Raw genomic sequence first — 18458 nt, 5'->3', positions numbered from 1 at the left:
TTCGCGGTAGCGGCGCCGGCAGGATTCCGGCGCCCACGGTTTTGCACGTTTTAACGGGTGAATACTATGAGTCATGTACTGTTGATATTGCGGCGGTTCGGCCTGGGAGCATGGCTGCTGCTGCCGCTATACGCCGCCGCCGGCCCCGCGGCTGATTTTGCGGCGGCGAACCGCAGCGATCAGGCCAGATTATTGCAACAATGGTCAAGCGCGCCGGATGCGGCCCGCTTACCGCTGTTACAGGCCTTGCGCCAGGAAAATATGGTGGTCGATGAAGCCGGCCGGCCGTTTATCCAGCAGGGCGCGGCTTTAACGCCGATGGAGGGCGACGCCGCCCCGGTGGGCGCGGTGAAAAAAATCTGGCTCAATAACCGGCTGCGCATTCTGATCGCCAATGCGTTATCCGCCCAACAGTTGGTCAGCGACGACCCGGCGGTCAGGCTGCGGGCGGCCAAGGCGCTGCAGCGCGAAGCCCAGGCCGACCAATTGCCGCTGCTGTCGGCCCGTTTGCCCCAGGAACAAGATTCGGCTGTGCGCAGCGCGCTGCTTAGCGCCCTGGCGAATTTACAGCTTGCCGACCCTAATCCCGCGGTACGTTTGCAGGCGGCGACGCTGTTGGGGAAATCCGGCGAGCCCGATACCCAATTACGTTTGCAAGCGCTTACCGACCCTAAAACCGAACCCGACTCCCAGGTGCGCGCGGCCGCGCAAAATAGCCTGAAGCAGGTACAGCACCGCCTGCTGATCGGCGATCTGCTCGGCCAGGCTTTTACCGGCCTCTCCCTGGGTTCGATTCTACTGCTGGCGGCGCTGGGCCTGGCCATCACTTATGGCCTGCTCGGCGTGATTAATATGGCCCACGGCGAAATGCTGATGCTGGGCGCCTATTCGACTTATCTGGTGCAGCAGGCGCTGGAACAATATGCGCCGCCGCTGTTGGCGTTTTATCCGCTGGTGGCGCTGCCGGTGGCGTTTGCGATTACCGGCGCCATCGGCATGGTGCTTGAGCGCACCGTGATCAGGCACTTATACGGCCGACCGCTGGAAACCCTGCTGGCCACATGGGGCATCAGCCTGGTGCTGATTCAGGGGGTGCGCATGCTGTTCGGCGCGCAAAATGTGGAGGTGGCCAACCCCGCCTGGCTCTCCGGCGGCATCCAACTGCTGCCTAACCTGGTCCTGCCCTATAACCGCATCGCGGTGATTGTGTTTGTGCTGGGGGTGTTGGCGCTGTGCTGGCTGCTGCTGAACAAAACCCGCCTGGGTATGAATATCCGCGCGGTGACCCAGAACCGGGCCATGGCCGCCTGCTGCGGCGTGCCCACCGGCCGGGTGGATATGCTGGCCTTTGGCCTGGGTTCGGGCATCGCCGGACTGGGCGGCGTGGCGTTATCGCAACTCGGCAACGTCGGCCCGGAGCTGGGACAGGGTTATATTATCGACTCCTTCCTGGTGGTGGTTCTGGGCGGCGTCGGCCAACTGGCGGGCACCGTGGTTGCGGCGTTTGGCCTGGGGATCGTAAATAAGATCCTGGAGCCGGAGATCGGCGCGGTATTGGGTAAAATCCTGATCCTGGCGTTAATCGTCCTGTTTATCCAGAAACGCCCGCAGGGCCTGTTCGCCGTGAAAGGCAGGGTGATTGACTAATGAGCCAGCCCTTGACCCTGACCGGCCTGCAAAAAGCGCCGCGCACCGCCATCACGCTGGGTATCCTGGCATTTATCGCCCTGGCGATCCTGCCGCTGCTGGCGCTGTTGCCCGCCGGCCATCCCCTGGCCATCTCCACCTATACGCTGACCCTGATCGGCAAAATACTCTGCTACGCCGTGGTCGCCATTGCCCTGGACCTGGTCTGGGGCTATGCCGGTCTGTTGTCGCTGGGGCACGGGCTGTTTTTTGCCCTGGGCGGCTACGCCATGGGCATGTATCTGATGCGCCAGGCCGCCGGCGACGGCCTGCCGGCGTTTATGTCGTTTTTATCCTGGAACGAACTGCCCTGGTTCTGGGCCGGCACGCAGCATTTCGCCTGGGCGCTGTGCCTGATTATGTTGGCGCCCGGCCTGCTGGCGCTGGTCTTCGGCTACTTTTCGTTTCGTTCGAAAATCAAAGGGGTCTATTTTTCGATCATGACCCAGGCGTTGACCTATGCGGCGATGCTGCTGTTTTTTCGCAACGAGACCGGCTTTGGCGGCAACAACGGGTTTACCGGTTTTACCACCCTGTTGGGTTTTTCGGTCACCGCCACCCCGACCCGGGTGGGATTGTTCCTGGCGACGGTAGTGCTGCTGGCCGCCAGTTTGCTGCTGGGGTTCGCCCTGGCGCGCAGTAAATTCGGCCGGGTGCTGACGGCGGTGCGGGACGCGGAAAACCGGCTGATTTTCTGCGGTTACGATCCCAAAGGTTTCAAGCTGTTTGTCTGGACGCTGTCGGCGGTGTTGTGCGGTCTGGCCGGCGCGCTGTACGTACCGCAGGTCGGCATTATCAATCCCGGCGAGATGTCGCCGACCAATTCGATTGAGGCCGCGATCTGGGTGGCGCTGGGCGGCCGCGGCACCTTGATCGGGCCGTTGCTGGGGGCCGGCATCGTCAACGGCGCCAAAAGCTGGTTTACCATGGCGATGCCGGAATATTGGCAGCTGTTCCTGGGACTGATGTTTATCGTGGTGACGCTGCTGCTGCCGCAGGGGGTCATCGGGTTGCTGCGTAAAAGGAGAGACTGATGGAACCCGCCGTTAATGAAATGCTGACGCAGCGCTACCCGGCGGATGAACGCCGCCGGCAGCGGGACCCGGTGCTGGCGCTGGAAAAGATCAACGTCAGCTTCGATGGTTTCCGCGCCCTGACCGATCTGTCGCTCGCTATCGGCGTGGGGGAACTGCGCTGCGTTATCGGCCCCAACGGCGCGGGTAAAACCACCCTGATGGACGTTATTACCGGCAAAACCCGCCCACAGAGCGGGCGCGCCATTTACGATCAGCAAACCGATTTGACCCGGCTGACCCCGGTGCAAATCGCCCAGGCCGGCATCGGCCGTAAATTCCAGAAACCCACGGTATTCGAGGCGCTGACCGTATTTGAAAACCTGGAACTGGCGCTGAAAACCGACAAGTCGGTCTGGGCCTGCCTGCGCGGCAAACTTACCGGCGAGCAGCGCGATCGCATCGACGCCATGCTGGCCACGCTGCGGCTCGGCCAGCAGCGCCGGCGTCCGGCCGGTCTATTATCCCACGGGCAAAAGCAATTTCTGGAAATCGGTATGTTGCTGGTGCAGGAACCGCATTTGCTGCTGCTCGACGAACCGGCCGCCGGCATGACCGATGCGGAGACCGCCTATACCGCCGAGCTGTTCCGTTCGCTGGCAGGTAAGCACTCACTTATGGTGGTGGAGCACGATATGGGTTTTGTGGAAACCATCGCCGATCGCGTCACCGTTTTGCATCAGGGACAGGTACTGGCCGAAGGTTCGCTACGGGAAGTGCAGGCCAATGAACAGGTGATCGACGTTTATCTGGGACGCTAAGCCGCGGGAGAAACAGATGCTACAGGTAGAAGAATTAAATCAGTTTTACGGCGGCAGCCATATCCTGCGCGGTCTCTCGTTCGAGGCGCAAATCGGCCAGGTAACCTGTCTGCTGGGGCGTAACGGCGTGGGGAAAACCACGCTGCTCAAGTGTCTGATGGGGCTGCTGCCGGCCAAGACCGGCCGCATCCGCTGGCAGGGGGAGCTTATCAACCAGCGCAAACCGCACCAGCGCGTCCAGGGCGGGATCGCCTATGTGCCGCAGGGACGGGAAATTTTTCCCCGCATGACCGTCGAGGAAAATATTTTGCTGGGCCTGTCGCGCTTTTCCGGCGCGCGGGCCAAACAGCCCCCGCCGGCGGTCTACGAGCTGTTCCCGGTGCTGGCGCAGATGAAACAGCGGCGCGGCGGCGATCTGTCCGGCGGACAGCAGCAACAGTTGGCCATCGCCCGCGCCCTGGCCTGCCAGCCGCAGTTACTGATCCTCGATGAACCCACCGAAGGCATTCAGCCCTCGGTGATCAAAGAGATTGGCGTGGTGATTAAAACCCTGGCGGCGCGCGGCGATATGGCGATTTTATTGGTGGAGCAATTCTACGATTTCGCCGCCGATCTGGCGGATAGCTATCTGGTGATGTCCCGTGGGGAAATCGTGCAGCGCGGCCGCGGCGCCGATATGGAAACCGACGGGGTGCGGGGATTGGTGACCATCTGAAGCCGCGCTATGCCGCGCTATGCTTTACGGTGAAAATGCTCCACACTAGGGTTTTCTGTTCTCTTTCCCGGAATTCCCCATGCAGCGATTAACGATTTCATTGGACGACCGGTTGGCCGTCGAACTTGACGAACTGATGCGGCTTAAGGGCTACAGCAGCCGTTCCGAGGCCTTTCGCGACATGCTGCGCCGCGAATTGGGCCAGCAGGCGGCCAGCGCCGATCCGCAGGCGCCGTTTATCGCCATCCTCAGCTATGTCTACGATCACCACGAACGGCAACTGGCGACCCGGCTTACCGAACTGCAACACGATCATCATGATTTGACCATTTCCACCATGCATGCCCACCTCAGCCAGGCGGAGTGCGTGGAAACCGCGATCCTGCGCGGACCGCTCCTGGCCCTGTCGGAATTTGCCCAGTCGGTTATCGCCCAGACCGGGGTGCGCCACGGCAGCATCAATCTGATTCCCATCGACGCTCCCGCCGCGGCCCCGGCCGCGCACAGCCATACCCACGGGGAGGATGCTGCCCACGGGCATCATCACGACGCCGCGCACCGGCATACGCATCATCACAAATAACCCCCGCAAGGCTTCGAGGCCGAATTCTAAGATATAGTTGCGCCCGATCAAGTATGGCGTATGATTTTTTCTAGAAAAGTATGATTCACCCATGCATACTGCTAGACATCTGTCATTCATACGCCGCCCGCTGCCGCCGGTACGATCTTCGGGCGGCCGTCCCCCATGCAGGCCGGCCATTAAAAGGATTGTCCCGATGCATATCCCAGATGGTTATCTCAGCCCTTCCACCTGCGCCGTCGCTTTCCTGATCGCCGCCCCGTTCTGGTGGCTGGCGCAAAAACGCGTCCAGCGCGCGCTGCATACCCGCCTGGTGCCGCTGCTGGCCGTGGTATCGGCATTTTCCTTCGTGATTATGATGTTTAACCTGCCGCTGCCGGGGGGCACCACCGGCCATGCGGTGGGCATGGGCGTGGCCGCCATCGTGCTCGGTCCCTGGGCGGCCATCCTGGCCATCTCAGTGGCCCTGTTTATCCAGGCGGTGTTTTTTGGCGACGGCGGCATCACGGCCATCGGCGCCAACTGCCTCAATATGGCCATCGTCGGCCCCATGGTGGCCTATGGCCTCTACCGCCTGATTGCCGCCGGATCGGAATTGACCTCGAAACGGCGGATCGTGGCGGCGTCAATCGCCGGCTACTGCGCCATCAACATCTCCGCGCTGCTGGCGGCGGCGGAATTCGGCATTCAGCCCCTGCTGTTTACCGACGCCGCCGGCACGCCGCTTTATGCGCCCTATCCGCTGTCGGTAGCGGTGCCGGCCATGCTGCTTGGCCATCTCACCTTTGCCGGGCTGGCGGAAGCGGTGGTGACCGGCGGGATTGTCGCGTATTTGCAAAAAGCCAATCCCGAGCTGCTGCAATTCACCGCGTCGCCCGCCGGCCAATCCGCGCCCATGCGCCCGCAGGGCTGGCGGCCGGTGCGCAGGTTGTGGCTGGGAATGGCCATTGTCATGATGCTCAGCCCGCTGGGCCTGCTGGCCGCCGGCACCGCCTGGGGCGAATGGGGCGCCAGCGACTTCCAGGATGCCGCCGCCCGGGCCGATATTACCCGGGCCTCCGGCAATATTGCGCCGCCGGAAGGCGCCCCGGCCGGGATGCAGCGGCTGGAAGCCCTATGGTCCGCTCCGGTGCCGGATTACGCCCCGTCGTTCATGCATAACGCGAGCATCGGTTACGTCCTGTCGGCGGTAATGGGCAGCGGCTTGATTTTGCTGATATTTTATTTACTGGCGCGGTTTATGGCGCCCGCGTCCTATCGCCCCACGTCCGGGCGCCGATAAGCGGTGCGGGAGCCTTCATTCAGCCATCGGCACGGTGCGGGGCGGCAACATTTTATCGCCCGCCTGCTGGCGGGTCTGCTGGGGGCCATGGCCCATGCGGATGACGCGCAGCAGCTGGCCGACCGGCGGGGCTGGCTGCAAGGCCTGGACCCGCGCGTCAAACTGGCCGGGCTGGGTTCGCTGATTATCACCGGCGTTGCGGTGCACTCGCTGGTCGCCCTGGCCGTGCTGCTGGTGGCGTCGGTGGCGATGGCGCGCCTGTCGGCCATTGCCGCCGGACGGCTACTGCGCCAGGTATGGATTGGAGTGCTGCTGTTTACCGGCGTGGTGGCGCTGCCCGCGCTGTTTCTGGTGCCCGGCACGCCGCTGCTGCATTTGCCTGGCCTATCGCTGGTGGTTACCTGGCAAGGACTGCGCTCCGCGGCATTATTGATTGGCCGGGCCGAAACCTCGGCCACGCTCACCCTGCTGATGATATTAACCACCCCCTGGCCCCATCTGCTGGCAGCCTTGCGCGCTTTTCGGTTGCCAAAAATGGCGGTGATGATTCTCGGCATGACCCATCGTTATATTTTTGTGCTGCTGGCCGGCGCCATCGCCCTGCTGGAAGCGCGAGCCAGCCGGATGGTCGGGCCGCTGGCGCCGCGCGAGCGCCGCCGGCTGGCCGTCAACGCCGCCGGCGCGCTGCTGGAGCGTTCGCTTTACCTGAGCCAGGAGGTTCATCTCGCGATGCTGTCCCGCGGTTATCGCGGCGGGGTCAGGCTGATGCACGATTTGCACTGCCGAAGGCGCGACTGGCTGGCGCTGCCGTGTTTCGTTTTATTGATCCTGGCGGCCTTCGGCTGCCAGTGGCTGCGGTTACCCTGACCGATGGAGTATTACGATGAATGAGGTGTATGAGTTACGCCAGGTCAGCTACGCCTATCAGTCAATGCCCGCGCTGCTTGAAATCGACCTGCGGGTTCAGGCGGGGCAGCGCATCGCGTTGCTAGGGGCCAACGGCTCGGGCAAATCCACCCTCCTGCGCCTGCTCGACGGCCTGTTTTTTCCGGCGTCGGGTTCGATTATGGCCTTCGGCCAGCCGCTCGACCAGGCGGCCCTGGAACACGACGAGGCGGCCTATGCCTTTCGGCGCCGGGTCGGGCTGGTATTTCAAAATTCCGACGTGCAACTATTCAACCCGACGGTATTCGACGAACTGGCGTTTGGGCCGCTGCAGCTCGGCTGGGATAAACCGCGGATAACCGCCGGCATCGAGGCCATGCTCGATAGGTTCGGTATCGGCCATTTGCGCCACCGTTCGCCCCATCGCCTGTCGGGCGGCGAAAAAAAACGCGTCGCCCTGGCGTCGGTGCTGATTATTGAACCGGAAGTTCTGCTGCTGGATGAACCTTGTAGCGGTCTCGATCCGCTGAGCCAAGGCAATATGGTGAGCTTTTTACATACCAGCCGGGAGCGCACCCTGATTACCGCCACCCATGATTTGGCCATCGTGCCCGACATCGCCGATTACTGTTTTGTCATGCGCCAGGGCCGGTTGGCGGCGCAGGGAACGCCTGCGGCGATTTTATCCGATCGGGAGCTGCTGCGGGACTGCCATTTAACCTGGCATCAGCAGGAGCGGTGAGATACAGGCGGATCTCATTTTACGCTGTCCCGGCAAAAAATAACCTGTTATGCTGTATATAATTACAGTAATAAGCGAGTTACGTCAGTGCATAAGCGTTTATCTGCCCCGCGCATGGAATTCGATGTCGCGCAAGCCTATCAATATCCAGAACATTTGCGGCCCTATCTTGATGGACTGCCTTCCGCCCCGGGCGTCTATGTGTTCCATAGCGACAGCGACGTCATGCCGCTATACATCGGCAAAAGCGTTAATATCCGCAGCCGGGTGATGTCCCACTTCAGAACCGCCGCGGAAGCGCGTTTGCTGCGCCAGTCCCGCCGCATCAGCTACCATCTCACCGCCGGGGAGATCGGCGCGCTGCTGCTGGAAGCGCAGATGATCAAGCAATTACAGCCGTTGCATAACAAGCGGCTGCGCCGCAGCCGCCAGCTCTGCTCGATCCATATGGTTAACGGCATGCCGGTTATCGTTTCGGCCAAAGAGATCGACTTCGCCCGCACCCCCGACCTGTACGGTTTGTTCTCCAGCCGCCGCTCCGCCCAGCAGACCCTATTGGATATCGGCGACACTGAGCTTTTGTGCTATAGCCTGCTGGGGCTGGAAAGGCTCAGCCATGGCCGCCCCTGTTTCCGATTCCATCTGGGGCGCTGCGCCGGCGCCTGCTGCGGCAAGGAAACCCCGCAAGAACATCAATTACGCCTGATGGACGCCATGCAGCAAATGCGGGTCTTCAACTGGCCGTACGCCGGCCCCATCGGCCTGGTGGAACAAAGCGCCGATCGGCGGCAAATCCACGTGGTGAATAATTGGTTTTACCTGGGCTCGGTAGAAAACCTGGCGCAGGCCGCCGGCCTGAACAAAGTGGCGCAAGGCTTCGATCGCGACGGCTATAAAATCCTCAGTGGGCCAATACTGAGCGGACGCCACGAAATCGTCGAATTAACCTGATGCCCGGTTAAAATGAGAACATGCCGGCCCCGGCGATGACCCATAAAAAACGGCCCTTGAATAAGGGCCGTTTTAAAACCAACGCTTGCCGCCAACCCTCTTAATACAGGTTATGTTTGGCCGCCACAGCGTGAATGTTACCTTGTTCCTTCAGGAACTTGTTAATTTTACGTATGAATTTCATTGCAGATTCCTCACATTGCCTTTCTAATACTGTGACTCACATCACATTTTTTAGTAGTTTAAGCAAAATGAACCGATGTGTCAATTTTTTGTGACATTCACCACAATTATTTTAACGCCTCGGTAACCGGCCCCGCCAGCGGGGCGCTGCGCTCCACCGGGGCGGAAAGAATAATCGAGGTTTTAGTGGCCCCGTAATGGCTGACCCGCTCGATAAAAGCCTCCATCGCCGCCATATCCTGCACCGCCCCGCGAATAATCACGCAGGTCTCGCCGGTCACCCGGTAGCATTGCAGGATCTGCGGCATCTGGGTTAACGCCTTAAGGGTCGTCTGCCAATGATTGTGATTCAGGCGCAGCTCGACGATAAACGAAATCGCCAGCCCCAGTTTTTCCAGGCTGACATGGGCGTGGTAACCGGTAATCACTTTTTTGGCTTCAAGTTTGGCCACCCGCTCTGCCACCGCCGGCGGTGAAAGGTTAACCCGGCGCGCCAACTCGGCATAGGTCAGGCGGGCGTTTTCCACCAGTGCGGTTAATATCAGCTCATCATATTTATCCATCATTATCCCGTAGTAGCGCGGCCGTTGAATCGAAGGACTTAGGATACTATTTTCGTTGTTTACGCGAATAATTACGACAAAAAAAGTTTATTAACTCCTAATAAAAGAGGTTTACTAATCTTTCTATACTTCTTTCTACACTAATGGCTGCAAAGGTAGTGAAATGCAATTAAGGGATTCTAACGGTCTGAAGTTGGTGCTGGCTTTATTTACGCTCTATATCATTTGGGGTTCGACGTACTTTGTTATCCGCATCGGAGTGGGCAGTTGGCCGCCGCTGCTGATGGCCGGGGTACGCTTCTTTATCGCCGGCGTGGCGCTATTTACCATCCTGCGCCTCAAGGGCGATGCCCTGCCCTCCCTGCGCCAGGCTATTAACGCCGGCATGATCGGCATACTGCTATTGGCGGTGGGCAACGGATTGGTCACGGTGGCCGAACATATGCAGGTGCCGTCCGGCATCACCGCCGTGATCGTCGCCACGGTACCGCTATTCGCCGTATGTTTCGGCTGCATTTGGGGCCTGCGCGCCACCCGCCTGGAATGGTTTGGCATTGCGCTGGGCCTGATCGGCATTATTTTGCTCAATACCGGCGGCAGTCTTACCGGCAACCCGCTGGGGGCGTTTTTGGTGGTGGTGGCGTCCGTAAGCTGGGCGTTTGGTTCCATCTGGAGCTCACGGCTCGATTTGCCCAAGGGCATGATGATCGGCGCGGTGGAAATGATCGTGGCCGGCGCCGTGTTGCTTATCGCCAGCTGGCTTAACGGAGAGCGCCTGGACCATATACCCGATACCGCCGGCTTGATCGCGGTGGGCTATTTAATCGTTTTTGGCTCCATTATCGCCATCAGCGCCTATATGTATTTGCTGGCCCATGCCCGCCCGGCGCTGGCCACCAGCTATGCTTACGTCAACCCGGTCGTGGCGGTGCTGCTCGGCATGGGATTCGCCGGCGAACGCCTTAATCCGGTGGAATGGCTGGCGCTGGGTATTATTATCCTGGCGGTGGTGATCGTCATGGTCGGTAAATCTTTTACGTCCCGCCCGCCGGCACCCGCGGAAAAAACCGCACCGGAGAAAACGCTGGCGACGCAGCGCGGCAAGCCTGCGCCTTAGGCTGCTCAGGCGAAGCTGTCATACCACTTTTCCCGCCGCAAGCCCCGTCCGGTATGCCTGGCGCATGCCGGACACAATGAATTCACTTTTTTGTATGACAAATTTGTCGCTCAGGGTAAAATATCATCTATTCCCTCGGCCTGCCGACCTATGCATCATGCTCCAGGAGTAGCGCCAGGCAGGCGATTGTTGATTTTGAAGGATCTGAGCAGGCAATGGCGAATGAGAAACAACCGGCATCCCCAGCGGACAAGACCGCCGCTATAGATGTCGAAGAGGCCCCCTCCCGCGGCTTATCGGGCATGGCGCTGCTGGTGGCCGGCGCGTTTTTTATGGAATATATCGACGGCACGGTGATCGCCACCGCGCTGCCGCAAATGGGCGTCACCTTCGGCGTGTCGGCGGTGGATTTAAATATCGGCATGAGCGCCTATTTATTGACGCTGGCGGTATTAATCCCGGCCAGCGGCTGGATAGCGGATCGTTTCGGTTCACGCCAGGTTTTTACCGTCGCGCTGGCGATTTTCACGATCGCCTCGGTATTATGCGGCCTGACGCAAAACGTCCCGCAGTTTGTGCTGATGCGTATCGTGCAAGGGGCCGGCGGCGCGCTAATGGTGCCGGTTGGCCGGCTGGCGGTGCTGCGCAGCACCCCCAAGTCGCAGTTGATCAAAGCCATCGCCACGCTAACCTGGCCGGCGCTGGTGGCGCCTATCCTGGGCCCGCCGCTGGGGGGATTTATCACCGACTATGCCAACTGGCGCTGGATCTTCTTTATTAATTTGCCGCTGGGCCTGATCGCCATTATCGCCGCCTGGAAACTGATCCCCAACCCGCCGCGCGACGCGCGTCCGCCTTTCGATCTGTTCGGCTTCGTCACCAGCGGCGCCGCCATGCTGAGCCTGGTGTACGGCCTGGAATTGACCGGGCGGCATGACGCCCCGTGGCCCTATATGGTGTTGTTTTTATTGCTGGGTATCCTGGCGATGTGGATGGCGGTCCGGCATATGCGCCGTGCCGAGCAGCCGATGGTGCGCCTGGGTTCCCTTAAGGTATTAACGTTTCGCGTGACCATCTGGGGCGGTTCGCTGTTTCGCATGGCCATCGGCGCGGTGCCGTTTTTGCTGCCGCTGCTGTTCCAGGTCGGGTTCGGCATGGACGCCTTCCATGCCGGCTCGCTGGTACTGGCGGTGTTCGCCGGTAATCTGGCCATGAAGCCGGCCACCACGCCGCTTATCCGCCATTTTGGTTTTCGTTCGGTGTTATTGGTCAACGGCACCCTGGCCGCATTATCCCTGCTGGCCTGCGCGTTTTTGACGCCCGCGACCCCGGACTGGCTGACGCTGGCGGTGCTGTTTTTCGGCGGCTTATGCCGCTCCATGCAGTTTACCGGCATCAGCACCCTGGCCTTCGCCGATATTCCCCAAAGCGAAATGAGCTACGCCAATACCCTGTTCAGCACCGCGGTGCAACTCTCCATCGGCATGGGCATTACCATTGGCGCCATCGGCGTCCGGCTGGGCGAGGCGGTTGCGCCCATGATGGGCATGGGGGAGATGCCGGGCATCGCTTATCGGCTGGCGTTTGTGCTGCTCACGCTGATGTCGCTGATTGGCCTGGTGGACTTGCTGCGCCTGCCGGCCAATGCGGGCGAGCTGGTGTCACGCAAACCCGGGCGCGCCAAATAAGCCGCTCTTCGGCCGCCCTTGGATAATGAAATTTACCGGCAAAATATGACGCCCCGTCCCGCGCACCAGGAATAGAACACGTCCAGCGGCAGCGACGAGTGAAACGGCTCCGCTTCGGTCGCCGAAGGATTATTAAACCATACCCTGCCTCGATCCAGGGCGTAGCACAGCACCAGATGGCCGCCGTTGCGCCCAGGATCGGGATTGATGCCGCGGGCATGGCGCACCAGCGGCGTGACCGACGCCATTACCGGCCGTCCGGCTGCCAGATAACCGGCTAATTGCTCCTGGCTGAACGCGGCATCCACCGTCGCCGCTATGCCATAGATTTGGCCGATCATCCGCACGAAAGGCGCATAGATCAGGCCCAGGACCGAACCATCGGGCTGCGGGATAAACGCGTTGGCCGCCATGGCCTGCCGCCAAATGCCGTGGCGGGTGAGCAGGGCCGCATCAAGGCGCAGCCCGCGGCGGCGCAATAATACGGATTGAAAACAGGCCACGCCGCACAGGCGCCACGACCAGAAACGGTACTCCTGGGCCGAGGTGAATCCGGAGCATTGCCGCCAATGCGGATGATCGCAGGGATCGCCCCCCGCCAATATCCGCCGGTTGTCCGCGGGGTCGGCCCATTGGGAAATATAAGGATAATGCTCGATGGCCATAACCTTACGCCATGATGTTCCGCAAAGAGATAACACCCTGCGGCAAAGCGGCCGCGATCGTCGTCATAAAATAAGCGCTCCAAGCCTAACAACCATCAATAGGTTTTAACGCACGGGAGCGCGTGACGCCAGTAAATCCGCCCCGCCATTGCGGCAAAGAGGATAAAGCGGTATCAGGCGGTCCGGAAAAAGCTCACCGCGTTGCGCAATTCCAGCCCTTGCTCGGTGAGCGCGCGCGCGGCGGCGGCGGCCTGTTCCACCAGCGCGGCGTTTTGCTGGGTAACCTGATCCATCTGCGCGACCGCTTGTCCCACTTCCTGGATTCCCAGGTGCTGTTCGTTGCTGGCGTTGGCAATCTCGCGGATAATGGCCGTCACTTTATCAACCGACCGCACCACATCCGTCATCGCTTTACTGGCGTTGTCGGCGCGTTCGGAGCCGGCGCTGATTTTATCCACCGCGCCTTCAATCAAAGTTTTAATCTCTTTGGCCGCATCGGCGCTCTTTTGCGCCAGCGTCCTGACTTCGCTGGCCACCACGGCGAACCCCTTGCCCTGGGTGCCGGCCCGCGCCGCCTCCACCGCCGCATTAAGCGCCAGCAGATTGGTCTGGAAGGCGATGCCCTCAATCACCGAGATAATATTAACGATCTTCTTCGAGCTTTGCGAGATGTCGCGCATATGGGTGAGCATCTCAGCCACCACCTTGCCGCCCTGGGTCGCGGTACGCGACGTGACGGCCGCCAGCTCGCTGGCCTGTTTGGCGTTATCGGCATTCTGGTGCACGGTTTGCGTCAACTGCTGCATATTGGCCGAAGTTTGGATTAACGAGGCCGCCTGCTCTTCGGTGCGCTGGGAAAGGTCGGTATTGCCCTGGGCGATTTGTCCCGAGGCCACCGAAATGGACTCGCTGCCGCTTACGATATCGCCAATGGTGTGCCGCAACTGCTGGCTCATGGTATTCAATGCCGCCAGCAGGCTGTTGCCGTCCCTGGCCCGCAGTTTGATGCCGGTGGTCAGGTCGCCGTCGGCGATTTTGCGCATAATGGCCGTCGCATAGGCCGGTTCGCCACCCAGTTGGCGCCAGAGGTTACGGGAAATCAAAGTCGCCAGCACAATGGAAACCAGCAGGGCAAACAGCGCCAGGCCCCCCAGGGTATATTTGGCCATCAGATATCCCCGGCTCGCCGCCATGGCGGCGGCATCGCTGCCGCTCACCTCGCGATCCACCATGGCGGCGAGATCGATCATTAATTGAGTGCGATATTTACGCGACGTATCGCCGCTGATTTGAATGGCTGACGTCACATCGCCGGCGATCATGGCTTCCACCATCTTGTCATTAGCCCGGCTGAACTGATCGAAGTTGGCGATAATCTGGGTAAACAGCGGGGTGGTGCTTAAGGGCGTATTGAGCGCCAGGTAGTGGTCCTGGGCGCGGCGGAAATCCGCGACCGCCTGCATCAGCTCGGCCCGATGCCCTTCCCGATCTTTGTCGGTCGCCGAGGAGATATATTGTATTTGCTGCAAACGTAGCTCGGCCAGGACGCCGCGCATTTGCAACGTATAACGTACTCCCGGCAACCAATTATTGCGGTACGCCTCGATATGAGTATTGGTAGTGCTGAGTTGATACAACGACACGCCGCCCAGACAAAGCATAAATGCGATGATGATCGCAAAACCACTAAGCAATTGAACCATAAAGGGTAAATTCACTAATTTTTTCATGACCATAACCATCCTTATAGGGGTAACGGTCTATCGGCATAAAACCCTTGATGATGAGTGCGGGAGACCATTTTATTTCTGTTCCGTGATCGGCCACAGATTTTTGAAATGGTGTTTCATCTGTCTTGCGGCGCCACGCCGCTCAGAATTAACCCCCTGTTTTATCATGATTGATTTTTACGTGGGTCAATCGCCCGGTTCATAATGCGATATTTCACCAATCCTGGTTTGGATGTAGCGGTATCTTTTGAATTCCTGTTGATAAAATTCATTCTTGGCAGCATCGGGCAAATACGATTTTTCCTCTCCCGTGGTTAACGTTCCCGGCGGCACCGCTTCGACCGATTGATAGACCCCTAATCCCACCAGACCGATCAATGCCGCCCCAAACGATGAATCGGCGCCCGGCATATACTCTACGGGCCGGCCGAACACATCGCTGACGATTTGGCACCACAGGATGCTTTTGCCTCCGCCGCCGACAATTTTAATCTGCCGTAGCGCAAAGTCCTGCTGGGTCAGCGCCCCGCACGCATCCAGCAAGGAATATGCCGTTCCTTCATAAATCGCTCGCGCGAAATCACATTTATCATGATGCAGGCCCATGCCGGTAAAGCTGGCCCGCAGCCGGGCGTCCCAATAAGGGCAACGTTCGCCCATCAAATAAGGATGAAACATCAGGCCGGCAGAGCCGGCGGGCGACTGCCCGGCCAACTGGCTCCAGGCGGCAAAATCCGGTTTGGCGGCGCCAAACAGCCTGGCCGCCCAGGAGACCGCCGATGCGCAGCTACTGGTTCCCGCCTGCGACAGCCACAATGGGGAAATGACATAAGGATAAGAAATCAGCTTCCGGTGCCGGCGCGGGGGATGTGAGACGCCGTGAATTCCCCCGGCGCTGGCAAGGCGGATCACGCAATCGCCCTGGGATCTCACCCCGGCGGCAAAGGTTTCCGCCGTACTGTCCAGGGTGCCGTTAAACACCCTGGTCGCGGGAGACAGGCCCAGTAGATCGGCACCGGCGGACGTCAGCTTGCCAATTTCAGCGCCGATGGGATAGAGCTCAGGCAAATACGTTTGGTCGATTCCCGCGAGCCGGCACAATTCCCCGGACCACTGCCGCTGATTCGCATCATAAAGCATCGCGGATACCGCCGTGGCCGGGTCGCTTATCCTTTTGCCCGTTAATTTATAGGCCACATAATCTTTCGATAGCAGAATATATTTGACCTGCTGCCAGAGCCGGGGTTCATTCTCGGCGACCCATAACAAATGCGGCAGAGACCATGTGGTCGTCGGCCAATTGCCGGCAAGATCGAAAATGGCCTCGCCTGAGGTTTCCGCCAGGATTTTCGCTTTTTCCTGGGAACGTTGGTCATTCCATAAAATCGCCGGGCGCAGCACCGCGCCATCATGATTCAACAGCACGGCGATATGCGCCGCGCTGGTTACGGATACGCCAAGGGCGCGGTGGCTATTGAGTCCCAGTTGCCCGAACAGCTTGCGGCATCCCCGCCCCAAGGACTCAAGCCATTGCGCCGGATCTTGTTCGGCCCAGCCCGGCCTGGGCGTTAATGTGGCATATTCTTCATCCACGGCCCCCAACGCATTGCCCGCCAGGTCGACAGCGCAGACTTTGCACGAACTGGTGCCCAAATCCAATCCGAGCACAAACTCCCTATTCGCTAGTGTCGGCATATCTTTCTCCTCCCGATCGATTCTGTTCGCATCAATTCCGCCCCATGGCATCCATCAACCGGCCGGCTATGGTTTTACCCGCCTCTTTGAGTAAACCCTGATCGTGGCTGATAAGATAAAACGCCGGCGCCAGGGATTTCAGCTTTTCGATTTCATTGATGGAACCAACAGCGGTGCCTACGGCCACATCGTGTTGTTTACCGGCGGCCATAACTTTCGCCAAAGCGGCTCTGATTTCATCGCTATCCCGGCCGCACTTCATGTCCAAGGCCAGATCCGACGTTCCCACCAGGCAAGCGGTGATGCCTGGTACCGCAAAGATCTCCGCCGCTTTTTCAACCGCCATGGCGGTTTCAATCATAACGATCAGGATGATCTCGGCGTTTGCCCACACCGCATAGTCGTCACCATAAACTATAGGGGCCGATCCCCCTTTCGAGCGCTGTCCCAGCGGAGAATAAAAAGCGGCGGAGACCGCCTTGCGGGCATCCCCGGCACAGTTCACCATCGGCACCACCACCCCCAGGGCGCCGGCATCCAGCACATCGTTAATCGCGCCCGGAAAATTGTCCGCGACGCGTCCCAGGGGAATGGTGCCCGTTACGCCGATGGCGCGGATGGAATCGGTGGCGGTGTTTTTGTCGAAGTTGCCGTGCTGCAGGTCGACCATCAGAAAATCGACGCCCGAGCGCGCCAGTATTTCGGCAGCCCGGGTCGAGCCAAGATTCAGCGTGAGTCCGGCAAAGGCGATCTTGCGTGCAATTAATTCTTTTAGCTTATTTTTCATCAGATTCCTCCCTCAGGCATTTTTCTCGACAACGGCGACCTTTTTTGGCCGGTTGTTACCACCGATTGGCTTACGCACCAGAACAAAGTGGGCGATGGCGGAAAATAACGCCACGCAGGCGGCAACCACCAACGCACTGGTAAAAGAACCCGTGCTTTGCGCCATATATCCGGTAATCACCGGGGCCGCGGAACCGGCGATATAACCGCCGAAATTCTGGATACCGCCCAGGGATGCGGTTTGGTTGGAGGGAATAATTGACGATACGAGTATCCATGAGGAGCCCGATGCCAACTGCACGCTGAATTGGGCGATGCTGATATAGAAAATGGCCATGGTTACCGTAGAGGCATAGGCTGCGGGAATGGTAAAAATACCCGACATAATCAAACCGACGGCCACCAGCGACTTGCGACTTTTAATCATGTCGTACCCGCGGATGACCAAATGATCGGAAATAAAGCCGGCGCTGATTGAACCCATAATGGCAAAAATATAAGGGATCACAATCAGCCATCCCGTGTGGGTCAACGTAATATTATATGTTTCCGTCAGATAGGCTGGCAGCCAGGTTAAATACATCCAAATCATATACACCACCCCCATGAAGCCTAACAAAATGCCCCAGGTGGAAGATGACTTGAATAAACCAAACCAGTCCCGCGCGGTTGCCTGGCCCGTTGCGGAGATGACCGAGCCGCGATCGAGATAATTATCCTCCTGCGGCGTCAAGGGTATTTGATCGCGGTTGCGATAAACCACAAACCAGATAACTGACAACACCACGCCCAGTACGCCCATCACAATAAACATCCAGCGCCACCCGAACGCCAGCATCAGCGCGGTAAGAATCGGCGGGGCGATGGCGGTGCCCATGGCGGCGGATGAATTAAAGGTGCCCATGGCGCGGCCGCGTTCTTTGATGCTGTACCATTCGGAAATAGACTTCGCCGCCGCGGGAAACTGCGGGGCCTCCCCCGCGCCCAATATCAACCGGGTGATAAACAACGCTTTAAAAGAGTGAACGAGCCCGCCGGCGAATTGTGCCGCGGACCATAGCAACAGTCCCAGTCCCAGCAGGAAACGGGAGCCCGTTTTATCCAGAAATGCCCCCACCGGCAGTTGCAGGAAAGCATAGGTGAGTGAAAAAGCGGACAGAAGATACCCCATATGGACTTTCGTTAAACCAAGCTCCCCGCTAATGGAAATATTGGCAATGGATAGCGTTGCCCTGTCCATATAATTGACGATGCCAATCAATATTAATAAGACCAGAGTAATTCGTTGTATTTTTTTAATTCTACTGCTTTTAGTTAATTCCATTATTTTCACCTCTAAATCATAAATTTGAT

Annotated in this window: 17 protein-coding genes; 11 read left to right on the top strand and 6 right to left on the bottom strand. The window is 59.2% G+C overall.

The window, feature by feature from the left end:
- The first annotated feature begins 66 nt into the window (after positions 1-66).
- From urtB to cho, 9 genes are all read left to right on the top strand, one after another.
- Entirely contained in the window at positions 67-1647 is a 1581-nt protein-coding gene (gene urtB, locus ACL2XP_RS04165; protein WP_413737303.1) for an urea ABC transporter permease subunit UrtB, read from the top strand.
- Positions 1647-2720 carry an urea ABC transporter permease subunit UrtC gene (gene urtC, locus ACL2XP_RS04160; RefSeq protein WP_413737302.1) on the top strand — a complete coding sequence of 358 codons (1074 nt, stop codon included), beginning with the start codon at positions 1647-1649 and terminating at the stop codon, positions 2718-2720. The genes urtB and urtC overlap by 1 nt, the downstream gene beginning before the upstream one ends.
- Positions 2720-3520: an urea ABC transporter ATP-binding protein UrtD gene (gene urtD / locus ACL2XP_RS04155; RefSeq protein WP_413737301.1), complete on the top strand. Its 801-nt coding sequence runs from the start codon at positions 2720-2722 to the stop codon at positions 3518-3520. Before urtC ends, urtD begins: the two co-directional genes overlap by 1 nt.
- A 16-nt stretch (positions 3521-3536) precedes the next feature.
- Positions 3537-4235 (top strand): urea ABC transporter ATP-binding subunit UrtE, encoded by a 699-nt coding sequence (gene urtE / locus ACL2XP_RS04150; protein ID WP_413737300.1) that lies wholly within the window; start codon positions 3537-3539, stop codon positions 4233-4235.
- A gap of 79 nt (positions 4236-4314) precedes the next feature.
- Positions 4315-4818, top strand: a complete 504-nt coding sequence (nikR, locus tag ACL2XP_RS04145) for a nickel-responsive transcriptional regulator NikR (RefSeq protein WP_413737299.1) — start codon at positions 4315-4317, stop codon at positions 4816-4818.
- 196 nt (positions 4819-5014) lie between these two features.
- The gene (gene cbiM, locus ACL2XP_RS04140; RefSeq protein WP_413737298.1) at positions 5015-6100 is read left to right on the top strand and encodes a cobalt transporter CbiM; all 1086 of its coding nucleotides are present in this window, start codon (positions 5015-5017) and stop codon (positions 6098-6100) included.
- Between the two features lie 3 nt (positions 6101-6103).
- Positions 6104-6967 carry a cobalt ECF transporter T component CbiQ gene (gene cbiQ, locus ACL2XP_RS04135; protein ID WP_413737297.1) on the top strand — a complete coding sequence of 288 codons (864 nt, stop codon included), beginning with the start codon at positions 6104-6106 and terminating at the stop codon, positions 6965-6967.
- Between the two features lie 16 nt (positions 6968-6983).
- Entirely contained in the window at positions 6984-7727 is a 744-nt protein-coding gene (locus tag ACL2XP_RS04130) for an energy-coupling factor ABC transporter ATP-binding protein (protein ID WP_413737296.1), read from the top strand.
- An 87-nt stretch (positions 7728-7814) separates the two neighbouring features.
- Positions 7815-8678, top strand: a complete 864-nt coding sequence (gene cho / locus ACL2XP_RS04125; protein WP_413737295.1) for an excinuclease Cho — start codon at positions 7815-7817, stop codon at positions 8676-8678.
- Between the two features lie 290 nt (positions 8679-8968).
- On the opposite strand, the gene ACL2XP_RS04120 is transcribed toward cho, so the two are convergent.
- On the bottom strand, positions 8969-9427 hold the full coding sequence (locus ACL2XP_RS04120; RefSeq protein ID WP_413737294.1) for an Lrp/AsnC family transcriptional regulator: 459 nt from the start codon (positions 9425-9427) through the stop codon (positions 8969-8971).
- Between the two features lie 160 nt (positions 9428-9587).
- Between ACL2XP_RS04120 and yedA the strand changes: the two genes are divergently transcribed.
- Both yedA and ACL2XP_RS04110 read left to right on the top strand, forming a co-directional pair.
- Complete coding sequence (gene yedA / locus ACL2XP_RS04115; RefSeq protein ID WP_413737293.1) at positions 9588-10541, top strand: drug/metabolite exporter YedA; 954 nt, start codon at positions 9588-9590, stop codon at positions 10539-10541.
- 302 nt (positions 10542-10843) lie between these two features.
- Complete coding sequence (locus ACL2XP_RS04110) at positions 10844-12229, top strand: MFS transporter (protein ID WP_413739079.1); 1386 nt, start codon at positions 10844-10846, stop codon at positions 12227-12229.
- Positions 12230-12261: 32 nt separating this feature from the next.
- Here the strand turns inward: ACL2XP_RS04110 and ACL2XP_RS04105 are convergent, their stop codons facing one another.
- From ACL2XP_RS04105 to ACL2XP_RS04085, 5 genes are all read right to left on the bottom strand, one after another.
- A complete protein-coding gene (locus ACL2XP_RS04105) occupies positions 12262-12894 on the bottom strand; it encodes a C39 family peptidase (RefSeq protein WP_413737292.1) in 633 nt (210 codons plus the stop codon).
- 173 nt (positions 12895-13067) lie between these two features.
- Entirely contained in the window at positions 13068-14624 is a 1557-nt protein-coding gene (locus ACL2XP_RS04100; RefSeq protein ID WP_413737291.1) for a methyl-accepting chemotaxis protein, read from the bottom strand.
- A 186-nt stretch (positions 14625-14810) separates the two neighbouring features.
- Complete coding sequence (locus tag ACL2XP_RS04095; protein ID WP_413737290.1) at positions 14811-16319, bottom strand: xylulokinase; 1509 nt, start codon at positions 16317-16319, stop codon at positions 14811-14813.
- A gap of 31 nt (positions 16320-16350) precedes the next feature.
- Complete coding sequence (locus ACL2XP_RS04090) at positions 16351-17106, bottom strand: HpcH/HpaI aldolase family protein (RefSeq protein WP_413737289.1); 756 nt, start codon at positions 17104-17106, stop codon at positions 16351-16353.
- 12 nt (positions 17107-17118) lie between these two features.
- Positions 17119-18429, bottom strand: a complete 1311-nt coding sequence (locus ACL2XP_RS04085; protein ID WP_413737288.1) for an MFS transporter — start codon at positions 18427-18429, stop codon at positions 17119-17121.
- Between the last annotated feature and the right edge of the window lie 29 nt (positions 18430-18458).

Source organism: Sodalis sp. RH21, from assembly GCF_047324175.1.
Lineage (GTDB): Bacteria > Pseudomonadota > Gammaproteobacteria > Enterobacterales > Enterobacteriaceae > Acerihabitans.
The sequence above is the reverse complement of the archived record's forward strand: the minus strand, read 5'-3'. Positions and strand labels throughout refer to the sequence as shown.